The organism is Trichocoleus sp. FACHB-46, from assembly GCF_014695385.1.
In the GTDB taxonomy this organism is placed as follows: domain Bacteria; phylum Cyanobacteriota; class Cyanobacteriia; order FACHB-46; family FACHB-46; genus Trichocoleus.
In genome coordinates this window covers 1-16,866 of the sequence record NZ_JACJOD010000023.1, presented here as the reverse complement: position 1 = coordinate 16,866, position 16,866 = coordinate 1, and the positions used below count along the sequence as shown (strand labels likewise).

General features: G+C 47.3%; 13 protein-coding genes. 4 read left to right on the top strand and 9 right to left on the bottom strand.

What is annotated here, in order from left to right; all coding sequences use genetic code 11:
* Nucleotides 1–7: 7 nt before the first annotated feature.
* Nucleotides 8–832 (bottom strand): ABC transporter permease, encoded by an 825-nt coding sequence (locus tag H6F72_RS13635; protein ID WP_190436287.1) that lies wholly within the window; start codon nt 830–832, stop codon nt 8–10.
* Between the two features lie 140 nt (nt 833–972).
* On the opposite strand from H6F72_RS13635, the gene H6F72_RS13630 reads away from it, so the two are divergent.
* Nucleotides 973–1,530 carry a DUF3172 domain-containing protein gene (locus H6F72_RS13630; protein WP_190436286.1) on the top strand — a complete coding sequence of 186 codons (558 nt, stop codon included), beginning with the start codon at nt 973–975 and terminating at the stop codon, nt 1,528–1,530.
* A gap of 128 nt (nt 1,531–1,658) precedes the next feature.
* On the opposite strand, the gene H6F72_RS13625 is transcribed toward H6F72_RS13630, so the two are convergent.
* Nucleotides 1,659–4,040 carry an AMIN domain-containing protein gene (locus H6F72_RS13625; protein ID WP_190436284.1) on the bottom strand — a complete coding sequence of 794 codons (2,382 nt, stop codon included), beginning with the start codon at nt 4,038–4,040 and terminating at the stop codon, nt 1,659–1,661.
* 547 nt (nt 4,041–4,587) lie between these two features.
* Here H6F72_RS13625 and H6F72_RS13620 point away from each other — a divergent pair.
* Nucleotides 4,588–5,775, top strand: coding sequence for a TRC40/GET3/ArsA family transport-energizing ATPase (locus H6F72_RS13620; RefSeq protein ID WP_190436281.1), 1,188 nt, complete (start codon nt 4,588–4,590; stop codon nt 5,773–5,775).
* Between the two features lie 153 nt (nt 5,776–5,928).
* On the opposite strand, the gene H6F72_RS13615 is transcribed toward H6F72_RS13620, so the two are convergent.
* From H6F72_RS13615 to H6F72_RS13595, 5 genes are all read right to left on the bottom strand, one after another.
* Nucleotides 5,929–6,438, bottom strand: coding sequence for a PD-(D/E)XK nuclease superfamily protein (locus tag H6F72_RS13615; protein WP_190436277.1), 510 nt, complete (start codon nt 6,436–6,438; stop codon nt 5,929–5,931).
* A gap of 7 nt (nt 6,439–6,445) precedes the next feature.
* Nucleotides 6,446–7,375 carry a DNA adenine methylase gene (locus H6F72_RS13610; protein WP_190436406.1) on the bottom strand — a complete coding sequence of 310 codons (930 nt, stop codon included), beginning with the start codon at nt 7,373–7,375 and terminating at the stop codon, nt 6,446–6,448.
* 212 nt (nt 7,376–7,587) lie between these two features.
* Nucleotides 7,588–8,778 carry a DNA polymerase III subunit beta gene (gene dnaN / locus H6F72_RS13605; RefSeq protein ID WP_190436274.1) on the bottom strand — a complete coding sequence of 397 codons (1,191 nt, stop codon included), beginning with the start codon at nt 8,776–8,778 and terminating at the stop codon, nt 7,588–7,590.
* A 612-nt stretch (nt 8,779–9,390) separates the two neighbouring features.
* Nucleotides 9,391–10,800, bottom strand: coding sequence for a chromosomal replication initiator protein DnaA (dnaA, locus tag H6F72_RS13600; protein ID WP_190436271.1), 1,410 nt, complete (start codon nt 10,798–10,800; stop codon nt 9,391–9,393).
* A gap of 334 nt (nt 10,801–11,134) precedes the next feature.
* Nucleotides 11,135–11,455, bottom strand: coding sequence for a hypothetical protein (locus tag H6F72_RS13595; protein WP_190436269.1), 321 nt, complete (start codon nt 11,453–11,455; stop codon nt 11,135–11,137).
* Between the two features lie 563 nt (nt 11,456–12,018).
* Between H6F72_RS13595 and H6F72_RS13590 the strand changes: the two genes are divergently transcribed.
* Nucleotides 12,019–13,149, top strand: coding sequence for an HhoA/HhoB/HtrA family serine endopeptidase (locus H6F72_RS13590; protein WP_370527500.1), 1,131 nt, complete (start codon nt 12,019–12,021; stop codon nt 13,147–13,149).
* An 88-nt stretch (nt 13,150–13,237) separates the two neighbouring features.
* A complete protein-coding gene (gene def / locus H6F72_RS13585; protein WP_190436265.1) occupies nt 13,238–13,777 on the top strand; it encodes a peptide deformylase in 540 nt (179 codons plus the stop codon).
* A 33-nt stretch (nt 13,778–13,810) separates the two neighbouring features.
* Here def and argS read toward each other — a convergent pair whose 3' ends face one another.
* A complete protein-coding gene (argS, locus tag H6F72_RS13580) occupies nt 13,811–15,568 on the bottom strand; it encodes an arginine--tRNA ligase (RefSeq protein ID WP_190436262.1) in 1,758 nt (585 codons plus the stop codon).
* Between the two features lie 53 nt (nt 15,569–15,621).
* Entirely contained in the window at nt 15,622–16,503 is an 882-nt protein-coding gene (nadC, locus tag H6F72_RS13575) for a carboxylating nicotinate-nucleotide diphosphorylase (RefSeq protein WP_190436257.1), read from the bottom strand.
* Between the last annotated feature and the right edge of the window lie 363 nt (nt 16,504–16,866).

Genomic DNA, 16,866 nt, shown 5'->3' with positions numbered 1-16,866 from the left:
TCAGCGCTTAATCCTGTTGATGAGAAAATTTGTACGCTCCAATCGCGGAGAGAGCGATCGCCGCTAACAGTAATACCCCAATGCTATACCAAGGAAACTGGCTCAGCGGTAAGTAAGCCGCAGCCCTTAACCCAATGCTGGTATAGGTCAGCGGCAGCAAATACACAATTCCCTTGAGCGCCATAGGTAAGGCGGCGGGATCGAAAAATGTGGCTCCGAGAAATGACATTGGCACAATTAAGAAGTTGTTGTAGAGACCCACACTTTCGAGCGATCGCACGCTCAAGCCCACAATCACACCCAAGCCTGCAAACACCGCACAATTTAGCACTAGCAATAGCAGAAATAGTGGATTTAAGAAGCTCCAAATCTTGCCGGTAAATAAGATAGCCACCAGAATTACCGAACCTGAAGTCATCAAGCCTCGGATAACACCCGCTAGCATCTTGCCGAGAAACAGCGACAAAGGATGCACCGGGAGCAACAGCATCTCTTCAAACGTCTTGGTAAATAGCCGCTCTCCACAAATCGAGAAAGTGGTGCCGCCAAAGCTAATCGCCATTGATGACAACGCCACCATTCCAGGCAGAATAAATTGCAAGTAATTTTCGCCTGCGGAGGGTTGAGCCACCTTGTCCAAAGAGCTGCCTAAACCCAAACCAAACGCCAAAATATAAATTAGGGGCGATACTAAGCCAGATGCTGCAATTTGGGCAATCCGGATTCTTAAATCTAGCCAATCTCCCCACAAAACCGTGAGGCTATCTCCCAAAATGTTTTGAGTGGGTGAATTAAAAGGTTTTCCTTGTCGAAATGGAGATGAAGAAGTCACGGTTAATCGCTCAAAAACTTGACCACACAAGCCTTCCTATTGTCACACGGCTCAGATTGCCGAAAAATTAACGGCATACTGGGAGAAGAAGCGCAGTTGCAACGTTACTTTGTTAATCACTCAAAATTCAATCAGTCGCCATGAATCGCAGACCTAAGCCTTCACCACCTCCAGCTCGTCCTGCTGCTAGTCCTAGCCGCAACGGCTCATCGTTTGCTTCGGCGTTAAGCGCCACGACGCTAGCAATTTTGAGCGGTGTCTTTATTTTAGGGATTGGCATTGGCATTGCGTTTAGCTCTGTGGCTAGCTCTGGGCCTGAGAACGTGGCTACTCGTGAGTTTATTGACCGAGCTGCTCCTAACCCAGAAATCTGTGTGCAGTACGGCGCTAGCGCGATCACAATGGACACCAGAGTGTTTGTGACGCTCAACCCCTTTAGTGTGTATATTTCTCAACCCAAGATGCAGCCAGGATGCGTCTTACGCAGCAGTAACTGGGAAGTCCTCCGGCAACGTAACTTAATTTCCGGGGATCAACTGCGTGAATGTAAAAACCGAATGAATACGTTTGGTTTTACTGGAACCCTGGAAAGCTCACCCCAAATCAGTTGCATCTATCAAAACGACGCAGCACAGAACCTCTTCCTGAATCAGTCTGGTTCTGGCGGTGCGCCCTTACCCGAAAGCGACAAGTTCTAATCCAATACGCGTAATTTAGTTAAACAGAATTCCGCTCTAGTTAGTCTGGCAACGCTGCAACTAGGGCGGAATTTTTTATGGATTCAATTTGCTAGTGAAGGAACTTGTGTGAAGCATAGGCCAGGGGGTTAAGGCGATCGCAGCACTTCCGTCAGGCGTACTTGTAGAACTTGACCTGGTTGGAGCTTCGCAGGTTTGGGGGAAGCTAGGTAAGTGACTGCCGCCCCCGCTGCTGCACCCCCAATCACCTCTTCGCCAGATAAACCGCCCACCAAGGCTCCAGCCAAAGCTCCTAGAGCTGAATTTCTCACAACTTTATCTTGTGAAACTTTCAGTTTGCCTCCTAGAAGTGCTGACTCAGCCGCGAGCGGTACATTTCGACCTTGTAAGTTGATGGCCTGCGCCACAAAGCGGCTACCACCACTCGTCGTTTCAAAGCGTCCAATGACGGGTGCCCCATTTGGAGCCAAGATGCTACCGTTGCGATCGCGAATCTCGGTTTGCAACAACAGCACTTCTTGCTGCGGCGCTCCTGGCCTTAGTTCCAAAACTTCAGTCCCAGAATATTGCAGTTGTAATGTGGTGCCAGTGGGCAACACAATTCCGTCTCCTACAGCCACCAAATTAGAACTTTCTGCTTCTATATTTGGCTGCGATTTAGACGGTAAGTCGGAGGGACGCTGAAAATCCAACTCGGTGGATGAGGAGTTAGCAGTTGAACGCGGTAACGGTGGCACTGTTACTGGAGCCGTTGCTCTAGCACTGATAACACTAGGAGTTTCTGTGGGCAGATCTGTTTCCGACTCCAAAGTTGGCAAGTTAGGAGGTGTCGCAGCGGCAGGCGTGGAGCTGGTAGCTGCTAAGGGTTGACCAAACTCAATCACCCGCCCCGCAGCTTCATCTACGTTCGGGGTTCTTGCTAGTTGAGGCGATTCCAATGTCACTGCGCGGGTAGGAGCAGGCTGTATCGAAGGGGATGACAAAGATGGCACGGTTACAGTGGCGCTGGGCTGTGGCGTAAAAACCGCTGGAGGCAGCCCTGGGTTAGGCTCCGTATTAATAGTGGTAGTTGGCACGCGATCGCCTAATTGAGGCACCTGGACAGAACCAGCAGTACTGTTCATCGGCGGCACGCTCACGGTTACAGACTGCTGCGATCGAAAGTTAGCAGGGGGTAATACTGCTGTCTCTAGGTCTGGTGTCGGTCGAGGCAGATTTGCGGTAGGTTTCACCTCCGGTTGAACAGGTGCAACAGGAGCCGTTTCTATTGGCTCTGCTACAACGGGTACTGCTGGTGGCTGAGGTTCTGGCAACGGTTTAGATACAGGAGTTACCGCAGGAGTTGGAGCGATCGCTGTACTTGTGGCCCGGTTGGGTTGAGCTGAGGGAGCGGGTAGGGGCGGCTTGATTGCTGACTGTGCTGTTGGTTGGGTGGCTGTTGAGGGTGCAGGCGATTTTGGCGGCGCAGATGGTTTTGCTAGCGTAACTGGAGATTGGCGATCGCGAGTTGGAGCGCTCTGAGTCGGTCTGGGTGCCGGCGTAGGCGTAGCAGTAGTCACCTCGGGCGACAACCGAGGACTAAAGATGGCTGTGTCTGAAGGTGCTGGTGCTGGCCCTAATAGGTCAGATGGTAGAGGAGATGGTGCTGTTGGAGCTGCGATCGTAGGGGACGATTCCGGTGAGGGTGCAGATGAGTTATCAAATGAACGATCGCCAGGTGCTAATAGGTCGGCAGCATTTCTCGTAATTCGACTTCTTGGAGCAGCAGGGGTAGTTGGTTGCGATCGCTCATTTGTGACCGCAGGTGGAGAGGGTTGCGAAGTGGGTTGCGATCGCTCGTTTGTGACCGCAGGTGGAGAGGGTTGCGATCGCTCGTTTGTGACCGCAGGTGGAGAGGGTTGCGATCGCTGAGTACTGGATGCAGCAGGGGCAGATGGCTGTACCGATGGGGGAGTAGGGGCAGCGGATTGGGGTTTGGTAGCGACGGTAGCTGGGGCAGCGGGTTTGGCAGCAACGGTGGGCGTAGAGGTACTACTACCAGCGATTAAAGGACGCAGCACCCAACGAGTCCCTGCCTTGCCAGTGCCAGCCTGTTCTAGCTTCACCTGACCGGGCGCAAACACCACATTAGGAGCAAGTTGCATGACGATGCGAGTAGAGCCAGCTTGCTGCTGTGAGACCCGAATTTGCTGCACCGGGCCAGACAACGTTTGCTCAGTTGGCACTGAACCCATCTGTGTGTTGGGTAAGTCCAGCACAATGCGGGCAGGTTTCGCGAGCAGGAAATAGCGGGGCTGAGTGCCTTCTGGGACCGTGATTTCTAGCTGATTGGTAGTAGAGTTAAACTGCCATTGAGTCAGGATGGCTGCCTGAACTGGGGTTGTCTGGGCGATCGCTCCTATCACTCCAGCGCTAACCCCAAGCGTCGCCCAGAGGCAATTGCCCGACAGCGCCAGCGAAATCACTTGTTGCCGCAACGGTAATCCCCACACCGATTTCTGATTTTGCATCGCTTTTAAGCTTCTGACTAAGCAAGACCCAATCTTGGCATTCAGGATAATCGTACTGCCTGAGATTGCAATACTTAAATTTAAGAAAGTTTTTCTAGGTAATTTTTAGCTGCGGGGCGTAAAGACTTTTAGCGCTTTTAGCTGGCACTTAGAAGCCTCCCTCTAGACTGAAACAGCACTCCAGCAAGACTTGCTAAGGTGTAAAAGGACGTTTAAGTCCAATTTGGCAAAACCTATTGTCAATCTCTCTTCTCTCGACTCGTTATCAGTTTAGAAGTTTAGGAGCCGCTAATGTCCAATCACGATTTACTGATGCTCGTCATGCTACTCACACCTGGAATTCTGCTTTCGGCCTTGATTATGGCGGCTTTTGCAGCAGGTGGTTAAGTTTGCGACAGGTTTGCAATAGGCTTGCGATCGCACCCTAGGCTCTGTTGCCAGTCCCTTGAGCTTGGTAGCTGAGATTGATCCCTCACTCCGGGCTTTGTAAAGTAGGGATAATTAAGTAAATGAATGTTAATCATTCTTAGATAAGGCAAAATTATTCATGCGCGTAATTCTCATGACTGGCAAGGGAGGCGTTGGTAAAACCTCTGTTGCAGCAGCTACTGGGCTGCGCTGTGCCGAACTGGGCTATAAAACCTTAGTTCTCAGCACCGACCCTGCTCACTCGCTTGCCGATAGCTTCGACATGGAACTGGGGCATGAACCTCGAACCGTTCGTCCCAATCTCTGGGGGGCAGAACTCGATGCCTTAATGGAGTTGGAGGGCAACTGGGGTGCGGTTAAGCGCTACATTACTCAAGTCCTGCAAGCACGAGGCTTAGAAGGAGTCGAAGCCGAAGAACTCGCCATCCTACCGGGCATGGATGAGATTTTTAGCTTGGTGCGGATGAAACGGCACTATGACGAAAACGAATTCGATGTGCTGATTATCGACTCTGCCCCCACCGGAACAGCCTTAAGACTGTTGAGTTTGCCGGAAGTAGCAGGCTGGTACATGCGGCGCTTCTACAAACCGTTACAGAAGGTGTCTGCTGCCTTGCGTCCTTTGATTGAGCCTTTTTTCAAGCCCCTGGCTGGCTTCTCGCTGCCTGACAATGAAGTCATGGATGCACCCTACGAGTTTTATCAGCAGATTGAAGCCCTCGAAAAAGTCTTAACTGACAACACTCAAACTTCGGTTCGCCTTGTCACCAACCCAGAAAAGATGGTGATTAAGGAGTCCTTGCGGGCGCATGCTTACCTTAGCCTGTACAACGTGGCAACTGATTTAGTCATCGCCAACCGGATTCTGCCGGATGAAGTCAGCGATCCATTTTTCCAAAAGTGGAAAGCCAATCAACAACAATATCGCCAAGAAATTCACGACAACTTCAGTCCACTGCCCGTTAAGGAAGTGCCCCTCTATTCGGAAGAAATGTGCGGACTGGCCGCTTTAGAACGCTTGAAGGACACTTTGTATAAGGACGAAGATCCAGCGCAGGTTTACTACAAAGAAACCACTTTACGAATTGTGCAAGACCAGAATCAATACAGTTTGGAAGTGTATTTACCTGGAATTCCTAAGAACCAAGTGGAACTGAGCAAGAACGGCGACGAACTCAATATTCGCATCGGCAACCATCGCCGGAACTTGGTACTGCCTCAATCTTTGGCTGCTTTGCAACCCGCTGGAGCCAAAATGGAGGACGATTTCTTGAAGATCCGCTTTGCTGATAGCGTCCGAGTTTAACGTTCGTTTTCAGTTAAGACAATGAAACGGACAGTTGATGCAACTAATCAATTGTCCGTTTTTATCATTGAGTTCTTGTCAATCTTCAGTTTTGCATGCCAACTTATTCCTGATAGGAAGTTTTGATTACAGGGGTAGATACAAATTCAGTATTTATTTGAATACTCTATTTGTCCAGCGAATGAACTCGTCTAAAGAAAACACAGAAATATTTTTATATTGAATAGTTTCTGGAGCGTAAAGCTTTGTCTCAATGGCATTTTTAAGCCACTGTATGGAACCTAGCTTATAACCACCTCCACCAATCACAATAACTATATTTTGCTCAGGCATTGCTTCAAGGCAATTTAGATATAGGTAGGGAAACTTTTCATCTACTGAGCCCGGGGACTGCTGCCATTTACACTCGATTCGTACTTCTAGGTTGTATCTTCTAGATCTAACCAAAAACTCTGTGTAGCCACGATGACCGTAAATAGTTGTATAGGGTACGTGCTTCAGGAGTAGCTCTTCTCCATAGCCTTCCCTTGCTTTTTCCCATTTATTGTATGAAACAACTTCAAAACCACGGCTTTGGAATGTTGGAACTACAGTGCTTTCCAAAATTCTTCCCTGTTTATTAGCTGTTCCTCCTCCTGAAATAGGAATTTCATCTTGATTCATAAAAATATTAGTAATTAGTTATAATAACTTCTTTGATTTTCCCCCGTTTTTCTGCCTTTGAATTAATCAAACGTGTTGCTTCAATGACATCTATATTGAAACTTTTATATAAATCTAGAATCAATGAAGTGTGAGAATTTGATACCATAAACTTTATACGTTTTTTATCGAGTTGCGTACAGAAGCTTGCAAGCTCTTTTTGCATCTCTTCGCCAAACCCATTGAGTGTATACTTGGTGAAATCTGACGTGGAACTAATAGGGGCATAAGGAGGATCAAAATATATAAAGTCTCCTTTTTTGACCTCATTCTTTAAACCTGTAAAGGTACTCAATTCAATTTGAGTGTTTCTCAAGGCTTTGCTGCAAGCAAGTAGATTTTTCTCATCGAAGATCCTAGGATTTTTGTATCTCCCAAAAGGGACGTTAAAAAATCCCTTTGAGTTTACTCGGTACAAGCCATTGAAACATGTTTTATTGAGGTATATAAACCTACTTGCTCTTTTGATATCACTCCACTCACTAAACTCTAGCTCTTGGTCTGCATTGCGGAGTGCATAATAATATTCTTCGTCATAGATATGATTTAATAGATCTTCAGCCAACTCCTGAACTTTATATTTGACAACTTTATAGCAGTTTATTAGTTCTGAATTTATGTCTGATATGTAAGCTATTTTTGGTTGTAGCTTAAAGAAGAAAGCTCCACCTCCAATAAATGGCTCGAAGTATCGGTCGAAGTTTGAAGGAATACGCTTACCTAGCTCAGGTAGTAGCTGCGTCTTACCCCCAGCCCACTTTAGAAATGGTTTACAACTTAACCGATTGTCAGTTCTATTTTCAGGCGACGGGGAATAAAGCTTCTGTGAATTGCTACTGATATAGCTAGTTTCGTCACTTGGTGGAAGTGACACTACATCATTGGGGTCAAATATCATTACCATAGCCCATATTATGAGCTTCTCTCAATAAAGTTCTTTATTATAGCAACTTCCCTTTAAATACAGGTCTATGCTTACATATAAAAATGATATATATCTTGATTTATATCAGTAGAAAATTTATCGGAAATAAGTAATGTTCTTTCTGTCTACAAAGTAGGAAAAGTTGGTTTTACTTCTTATTATTGGAGTACATACAAAGTTCACTCTCAATTCCTAATTTGTACTGGCATGACTAAATAAGTCATTTTAATGCTGCCTAACGGAGTCAAGACTACCGGAGTCGTTGCTGAATTGAGTTGCATCTGAATTTCAGAAGTATTCAGGGCTTTTAAGCCATCCATCAAATATTTGACGTTAAATGCCACGTCCAAGCTATCACCGCTTTCACTCGATACTTGAGCTGGAATCACTTCTCGACCATTCCCCACATCTTGGGCATCCACCGAAAGCGCAATCTCCTGCTGCTCCAGATCTAAGCTAAGCTTGACCACATTATTTTTTTGGTCTGCTAAAACTGCAATTCGCTCCAGCGCACCCAGAAACAATCGCCGTTCTACCGTCATTTGCCGAGAGAACTGGCGAGGAATCAGTTGACGGTAGTTGGGATATTGGCCTTCCAACAGGCGGCTGGTTAAGCGTTGATCAGCCCATTCAAAGACCGCTTGGCTGGGGTTGAGGTGCAATGCCACGGCATCTTCGGCTGGGCGCATTCCCACCATGCGCTCTAACTCGCGCAGCGTCTTAGCAGGAATCGTGACTGTAAGTTCAGTATCTGCGATCGCGGCTCCAGCTTGAGCATCTGGGGTTTCTCCCGTCGTCTGCACCACGGCTAAGCGATGACCATCAGTTGCTGCAAACTCCAAGCTTCCTTGCTGCAAGGTCAGATGCACACCCGTCAGAATTTGCTTCGTTTCATCCGCACTGGTGGCAAACAAAGACCCCTGCAAACCTTGCACCAATGCTTCCACAGGCAAGTAAACCACTTCACCGTCTTCGATGACAGGCAACTCAGGAAACTCTACTGCACTGAGCCCCCGCATTTGATAGCGGCCAGAGGAACAAGTAAGGGTTGCTTGCAATACATCGCTGGGTTCACCTGAGGCATCGGCGTTTCCTGCTTCATCAGCTAAATTAATTTCCCCTTCTGGCAAGCGCGAAACGATGTCATTCAGCAACTTGGCAGGCAGTGTAATTTCCCCTCCAGTTTCCACATGGGCCGCAAAACTGGTTCGAATTCCCAAACTCAGATCAAACGCCGTCAAGCTGACTCGTTGTGCAGCAGCATCGGCAATGAGTAGCACGTTAGCCAAAACTGGATGAGTCGGTCGCGAAGGAATGGCACGGCTAACAAGCGACAGATTAGCGCTGAGATCACTTTGGGCACAGAACAATTTCATGGAAGTTTATTTAGCCGAGTTCTTCTCAGGAGGGTGTGACTTGAGCAATCTTGGTGGGGAGAACGACATCGTATCACTCTCAGCTTGAACAAGCTAGAGCACCTATTTTCAGCTTTGCCCTGATAGTCTATCTACTCTTCTCTTTAAAACTATTTTTTAAAGTAGTAGTAGTAGGGCCTGTGGAAAATGTGGAAAAACTTTTAAAAGCTTTATCCTGTCTAGATTTGAACCAATATTGTCCTGTGGAAAACCTGTGGAAAAAATAGCCGACTTTTCCACAGGGTATTTATACTTATCGAAGTTTTCCACCGATATTCAGAACTTTCCACAGGTTTTCCACAGAGTTTTCCACAGAAATAAGGGAGTTTTCCACAGGCAAGTTTTGCTTAAAAATACTTAATGAACTTCTATTAAGTTCACTCATAATCGATTTCATCTTGTAGTATTTAGTACTGATGTATTGTATTTAGCGTACTACAAACCTGCAAGTTCTCCTCCATCTTTTCTATAAAAGTTGGGAGCTAGAACCTAGGAGCAGCACAAAAGTTCTGGATTCTGGCTCCTGGTTTCTAGCTCCCAACGACGAGCTGCTGTTATTGAAGGTGGGTGAGTCTACGATCGCTCTTTGCTTTGACTGGCTAAATTAATGCGATCGCTGAGTTGACGCAGAGTTTGGGCCATACCGGGATCGCTAGTACGGAGTTGAGCAATTTTGTCGCAGCTATACATTACAGTCGTATGGTCTTTGCCGCCAAATTCTTCGCCAATCTTCGGTAGGCTCAGGTCTGTGTGCTGGCGCATCAAGTACATACCAACCTGCCGCGCTAAGCTAATTTCTCGGCGTCTGGACTGGCCTTTAATCTCTTCTACCGCAATATCAAATACATCAGCCACCGCATTCATGACAGCTTCCGGTGAGGCTTCAATCTGCTCTACTGGGGGATTAAGGACGGCAGCAATATTTTCCACTCGCATGGGTAGCCCGGAAATTGAAATATAAGCCACTGCTCGAATCAGCGCCCCTTCAAGTTCCCGAATGTTGGAAGTATAGCTAGAAGCGATGTACTCAATCACCTCGCGAGGCAGGCGCATATTCTCGTACTCTGCTTTCTTTTGCAGAATCGCCATCCGAGTTTCCAAGTCGGGGGATTGGATATCGGCAATTAGCCCCATTGAGAATCGAGAGCACAGACGTTCTTGCAGGCGTGGAATGTGGTTAGGAGGGCGATCGGACGCGAGAACTACCTGCTTACCCGCTTCATGCAGGGTATTGAAGGTGTGAAAAAACTCTTCTTGGGTATATTCCTTGCCTTCAATGAACTGAATGTCATCTACCAGCAACACATCGGCAGCGCGGTAATGCTCCCGAAAGCTTTGCATGCTGTCTTTGCGAATCGCAGCAATCAAGTCGTTGGTAAATTGCTCGGTAGAGACGTAGAAAATCTTGGAATCTGGGCAAATTTCTAACCGATAGTGGCCGATCGCCTGCATCAGGTGAGTTTTTCCTAGCCCTACCCCGCCGCACAAGAATAAAGGGTTGAACTCACGCCCAGGCGACTCAGCCACCGCTAAAGAAGCAGCATGGGCCATCCGGTTGTTGGGACCCACCACAAAGCGCGAGAACACATATTTAACGTTGAGTTCCTTCGGCTTCGACTGCTGATTAGCGTAGGCTGCACTCGAACTACTGGCGTTGCTGATAGCACTGACGGCGGGTGTTTCGTTAGGAGAAGACCACAAAACCTCAGAATCGCCGTTGGTGGTTGCATCTCCCTCAGCAATAGTGATGTGAATCTCGACGCTATAGCCCAGAATGTCTTGAGCCACGTCGGCGATCGTCTTGACGTAATACTTCTGGAGCCAATTACGCGCAAAGGGGTTAGGTGTGCGAATGACTAAGCAATTATTTTCTAGCTGCTCAACGCTGGCAGTTTTGATCCATGTCTCAAAGGTCGGGCGGCTCAGTTGCAGCTGTAGGCGCTCTAGTATTTGATTCCAGAGACTTTCAAGAGTGATTTCCACCGCTAACCTCTACCGCTGACGCTCAGGAGAACAAACATGAAGAACTAACTAGTAAACTATGCACCGAATCGACCTGGCAATAGGGAAATAATCCAACATCACCACGACACGAACAGGCCGCCGGGCTTGCTGCTCAACATACCTGAAGTTTAGACTAATCTTCTATGTAGTGGTTCAAAGCAGGTTTTTGTTAGCAAACCACTATACATGGAGTGATTCGGTAAGGATCAAAAAGCATTGAAAGTGGCGATCGCAGAGAAGTAAGCCATTTAACTTACCAAGATGCTTCAGTATAATTACGGCTTGCCAACAGTGGGAGGCGCTAAGATCGCCTTTAACGATAAAACTTAAAACTAATAGCGATCGCAATAAACAAATAACTTATCGAGCACTCAGAGCTAGGCCAGGGTGCCTTCAGTAAAATATAAATGTATTCCTGAATACTTATAGCATCTCCGGGGAGCCTAAGAAACTCCGACCAAACTTTCTGGCAGAAATGGCTAGGACTAGGGACAAAGGCTGTGGCGTGATCGTCCTGAAGAAAGTTTCTAAAATAAGAAGAGCTAAGTAAGGAAGGAGCAGGCGATCGCTGATAGCCATGTGATTGAGCATGAGGATTCCCAAAAGCTAACAGCAATCGGCCTGTCCGTGCCATTCATTCACCTGTGTTTATAAGCTATCAATTGAGTTTGTCAATCTTGTGTTCTCGAGATGAAATTGAAATGACGAATTGTGAGCGGCGTGGTGAGATTTTTCTCAAGATACATTGGGGGCGTTACGGGAGCAAAAAGCCGAATAAGTCAGTCTAATTCTTTGCAAATTCCTGAAAATAGCTAGTTTCATTAACCTGGAATAAGAGTGTCACCCCAATGTCACATCGGTTTCTTAGATTAAGAATATCTAGAGTCACTAACATTCAAGGGCTCTAATCAAAAGCTGTACATCAATCTAGCCAAGTCTGCGGGCATGAAGATCGACGTAGAACCTAGCGTGAAAACGCAGACACTTTGCAAATTTGAGTTTATTGTTACCGAGGACTGAAGATAAATGGCAACAAATCACGACTCTGAGTTGCGTCGCTCTGAGACTCAGGATGGGGTAGAACAATCTGAGTCTGTTACAGTTACCCCTGCTACTCCTAAAAACAATGCTACCAGTCCAGCCATCTGGGCCAAGCCTGCAACTTATCTAGTGCCTCTCATGGTGGGAGCTGGATTGATGTTTGCGGGCGATCGCTGGTTCGCCTCTAAGCCTTCGCTAGCTCAACAAGCTGTAGCTCCCACCACAGTCGCTCAAATCCCAGCTTTACCAATTACTGCTGGCTCCAACTTTATCGCCACCGCAGTAGAAAGAGTCGGTCCTGCCGTAGTCCGAATCGACTCTGCTCGGACTGTGACCAGACGGACCCCAGCAATTTTCAACGATCCATTCTTCCGGCAATTTTTTGGAGCCGAGATTCCTTCTGGACCTGCTACCCGGGTAGAGCGCGGAACTGGTTCTGGTTTCATTATCAAAGCGGATGGGTTGGTTTTGACCAATGCTCACGTAGTAGATGGAGCCGATACTGTAACTGTGGCATTGAAAGATGGCCGCACCTTCAGTGGTAAAGTCATGGGCCAAGATCCAGTCACAGATGTGGCAGTTATTAAGATTCAAGCCAGTAACTTGCCAACGGTTGAGCTGGGTAATTCTGAGCAAATTAGACCTGGTGAATGGGCGATCGCGATCGGCAACCCCCTCGGACTAGACAACACCGTAACCGCAGGCATTATCAGTGCGACGGGGCGGACTAGCTCTCAGGTGGGCGTTCCAGATAAGCGAGTTGGCTTTATTCAAACTGATGCCGCCATTAATCCCGGTAACTCTGGGGGGCCACTGCTGAATCAACAAGGTCAAGTGATTGGCATGAACACCGCCATTATTGGTGGGGCACAAGGCTTAGGATTTGCCATCCCCATCAATACAGCTCAGCGGATTGCTAACCAACTAGTCGCCAAGGGAAGCGTAGACCATCCCTTCTTGGGGATTCAAATGGCAACTCTGACGCCAGAGCTGAGAAAAACGCTCAACAGTGATCCCAATAGCAATATTCAAGTGCAAGAGGATCAAGGCATCTTAGTAGCAAGAGTAATGCGTAATTCTCCAGCCGCTAAAGCAGGTCTACGGATCGGAGATGTGATCCGCAAAGTGGATGGTCGGGCTGTGACCTCAGCGGATGAAATTCAACAAGCAGTAGAAAACAGCTCTGTAGGTGGCACGCTCCGTTTAGAGTTGCGTCGAAACGGCCAAACTCTCAACTTGGCAGTGCAACCTGGCCCCTTCCCAACTCAAACCGCTCAGAGTGAATAACCCGCTTCATCTTCGTCCTTAAACTCTTAGCCTTGCTAGATTGATATCAATGCAAGGCTTTTTTGTGGCAATTCACAATCATCAAGTTATGACCCAAGTCCGTGCGATCGCGCAATTAGGAAATCCTGTCCTCCGACAGCAAGCTCAAGCAATTTATGAAATTCGAGATCAGCAATTACAGCAACTAATCGACGATCTACTCCTGACTGTAGAAAAGTCGAATGGTGTCGGGATTGCGGCTCCCCAAATTTCAGCTTCTTGCCGTTTATTTATCGTGGCTTCTCGTCCCAATATTCGCTATCCTCAGGCTCCTAGAATGGAGCCGACCGCAATGATTAACCCACGCATTGTGGCCCATACTAACGAGATAGGAAAAGGATGGGAAGGTTGTCTAAGTGTTCCAAATGTACGAGGATTAGTTCCTAGATACAGAACAATTACAGTTGAGTATTGCGATCGCACAGGGCAATTACAACAACAAAAATTAACCGACTTTGTGGCTCGTATTTTTCAACATGAACTGGATCATTTAGATGGTATTCTCTTTCCCGATCGCATTGAGAGTGAACAAGATTTATTCACAGAAGCGGAGTATCAAAAACTAATCACTGAAGAAATGAGAAGGTAGACAAAAGCCTACCTTCTCCAGCTAAAGCAGCAATTACATTCGCTCTAAAACCGAAATTCCTAACAGCGATAAGCCAAGCTTTAATGTTCTTGCAGTTAAGTCGCATAAAGCTAAACGAGAAGTTCGCGATGGTTCTTCTGCTTTCAAAACCTCGCATTCTTCATAAAACTGATTGAATTTTTGGCCTAATTCGTACAGGTACAGGCAAAGACGGTTAGGCAACAAATCCTGCTCAACTGCCTCAATAGTGTTGTTCAGTTGCAGCAAATGCTTACCAAGCACCAACTCTTTTTCATTTTTCAGAGAAATCTTAGCCGTTTCTCCTAAGTGTGCAAAGTCGATCTCGCCTCTGCGACTGATGCTTTGAATTCGGGCATAAGCGTAAAGCATATAAGGTGCTGTATTGCCTATAGGCGCTAACATCTTGTCGTAGCTGAAGATGTAGTTACTATTTCTGTTCTGACTCAAATCGGCGTATTTGATAGCACTAATGCCGACAACTTCAGCGACATGCGCTTTGAAATCTTCTGATTCCTCGCGACCTTTTTCTTTTAAGTCGGCTTCTAAGTAATCGCGGAACCGCACGATCGCCTCATCCAGCAAATCTTTTAACCGGATAGTGTCTCCAGAGCGAGTTTTCAACCGCTTGCCATCCTCACCCTGCACTAAACCAAACGGCACATGGACAACTTCAACAGTTTCTGGAATCCAGCCCGCCCGCTTAGCCACTTGGAAAAACTGAGCGAAGTGGTTCGACTGCCCTGCATCCGTCACATAAATAATGCGATCGGCTTCGTCTTGTTGAATCCGATAACGCAGCGCCGCTAAATCAGTTGTGGCGTAGTTGTAGCCTCCATCCGATTTCTGCACAATCAGCGGCAATGGTTGCCCATCCTTATTCGTAAACCCTTCCAAGAAGACACACTTTGCCCCTTGGTCTTCTACTAGAAGTCCTAATTTATTTAGGTCTTCAACCACTGCTGCCAGTAAGGGATTGTAAAAAGACTCTCCTCGCTCGGTCAGGTGGATATCTAGGCGATCGTAAATTGTCTGAAACTCCTGCCGAGATTGCTCACACAATAATTGCCAAGCTCTGACTGAGTCTTCTGCGCCAGCTTGCAACCGCACCACTTCTTGCCGAGAGGCCTCCTTAAAGGCTTCGTCTTCATCAAAACGCTGTTTGGCTCGTTTGTAGAAAGCCACTAAATCGCCTAATTCCAAAGCATTGGAAGTCGTCAAGGCTTCTGGGCAGGCTTCTCTTAAGTAGGTAATCAACATGCCAAACTGAGTGCCCCAATCGCCTACATGATTCAGCCGCAGCACATCATGCCCACGAAATTCCAAAGTGCGGGCAACAGAATCTCCAATAATCGTGGATCGCAAGTGCCCCACGTGCATTTCTTTGGCAATGTTAGGGCTAGAAAAATCAACCACTACTTTTTGAGGCTGCTTTACTGGCTCAATCCCTAGTCGTTCTCCCGCCTGCATCGATCGCAATTGAGCGGCTAAATACTCTGGCTTGAGCGTCAAGTTGATAAAACCAGGCCCAGCAATGATGGGGGGAGCACAGAAATCAGAAACATTCAACTGCTGAACAATTTGCTCTGCGATCGCGCGCGGTGGCTGTCCCAACTTCTTCGTCAAGGAGAGTGGCGCATTAGATTGGTAATCGCCAAACTTGGGATTGCTAGCAGGCACCAATATTGGGTCTGTGTCAGCTAACTCAGCCCCAAAAGCTGCAACAAAGGCTTGGCTAAACCGAGCTTTGAGTTGTTCAATCGTAGAGCTCATAACAAAAAATGAGAAGTGCTCAGGGCAAAACTACAAACTATCGCTAGTGGCTATCAATTACAATTATCAACCTCTAGCTTCATACTGAGGTCTAACCAAGTCGATCGCGTGATAGGAGCACTAGTAGAAACGTAGTCTACACCCGTTTCCGCTGCCGCTCTAATAGTTGCCAGCGTAATATTGCCTGAAGCCTCAATCTTAATCTGCTCATTTTTCTGCCGAATTAAACCCACGGCTTGTCGCATTACTTCCAAGGGCATGTTGTCCAACATAATAATGTCGGCCCCAAATTTCAGTGCTGCCTCGACCTGGGATAAAGTTTCAGTCTCTACCTCAATTGTCAGGGGGTAAGGAATCCGCGCTCGGACTTGAGCGATCGCCTCACCAATGCCCCCCGCCGCTGCAATGTGGTTATCCTTAATCATGACTGCATCATCCAAACCCATTCGGTGGTTAACAGCTCCACCTACTTGAGATGCGTACTTCTCCAACAACCTCAAACCTGGCGTGGTTTTGCGCGTGTCCACTAGTTGAGTGGGCAAGTCAGCAATCTTCTCAACATACTGACGAGTGGCCGTCGCAATCCCACTCAGCCGCATCGCTAAATTGAGAGCAACTCTTTCGCCTGTCAGCAGCGCGTCCAGCGGTCCGTATAGCCGAGCCACCACTCGGCCAACGTCACAGTACTCGCCCTCTTCGATGTCCGTCACTAAGCTAACTTGCGCGTTCAAAATCTGAAAAACTCTCGCCGCGATTGGTAGACCAGCAATCACTCCAGCCTCTTTAGCGATCCATTTAGCTTCCCTTAAGTCTGTGGTTTGGCTTAAAAGACTTTGAGTGGTGCGATCGCCTCGCCCAATATCCTCTAGTAACCAGCTTTGCAGCAATTGATCTAAGACCAAAAATGGTGGCAATACGGCAGTTGAATTTTTCATGGAAGTCAAAGTTAAGCAGCAATCCCCTCTTTAACTCATACTCCCATTGAAGTGGGGTACTGAAGAGACAACAGCTTTCCGCCTTACTTACATTTACGAATGAACTTACTGCTAGGCATTTTTCTGGAAAAGCTAGGTTAGAAATAGGCATCCCGGTCGCTATCCACAAGCTGTGATCGCTCAAACCCATGTAGTAACTTGCCTTGAGGCAATTTTAGAAAAACCAGGTTTAAGGGGTTGACAGCTACCAGTGGACTTCGTTATATTGGCTAAGCGGTCGAGAGAGAAGGGGCGCGGAAGCGCACCGAATCAGTCGGCCCCCGCACCTAGAAAAGAAAATAGTTTGAAAGCCAAGATAGCACC

Coding starts and splice junctions, on each gene's coding strand:
- def (WP_190436265.1), top strand. CDS start 13,238: ATGACCCAAGTCCGTGCGATCGCGCAATTAGGAAATCCTGTCCTCCGA.
- H6F72_RS13615 (WP_190436277.1), bottom strand. CDS start 6,438: ATGAATCAAGATGAAATTCCTATTTCAGGAGGAGGAACAGCTAATAAA.
- argS (WP_190436262.1), bottom strand. CDS start 15,568: ATGAGCTCTACGATTGAACAACTCAAAGCTCGGTTTAGCCAAGCCTTT.
- H6F72_RS13610 (WP_190436406.1), bottom strand. CDS start 7,375: ATGATATTTGACCCCAATGATGTAGTGTCACTTCCACCAAGTGACGAA.
- H6F72_RS13630 (WP_190436286.1), top strand. CDS start 973: ATGAATCGCAGACCTAAGCCTTCACCACCTCCAGCTCGTCCTGCTGCT.
- H6F72_RS13590 (WP_370527500.1), top strand. CDS start 12,019: ATGTTTGCGGGCGATCGCTGGTTCGCCTCTAAGCCTTCGCTAGCTCAA.
- nadC (WP_190436257.1), bottom strand. CDS start 16,503: ATGAAAAATTCAACTGCCGTATTGCCACCATTTTTGGTCTTAGATCAA.
- H6F72_RS13595 (WP_190436269.1), bottom strand. CDS start 11,455: ATGGCACGGACAGGCCGATTGCTGTTAGCTTTTGGGAATCCTCATGCT.
- H6F72_RS13625 (WP_190436284.1), bottom strand. CDS start 4,040: ATGCAAAATCAGAAATCGGTGTGGGGATTACCGTTGCGGCAACAAGTG.
- dnaN (WP_190436274.1), bottom strand. CDS start 8,778: ATGAAATTGTTCTGTGCCCAAAGTGATCTCAGCGCTAATCTGTCGCTT.
- H6F72_RS13620 (WP_190436281.1), top strand. CDS start 4,588: ATGCGCGTAATTCTCATGACTGGCAAGGGAGGCGTTGGTAAAACCTCT.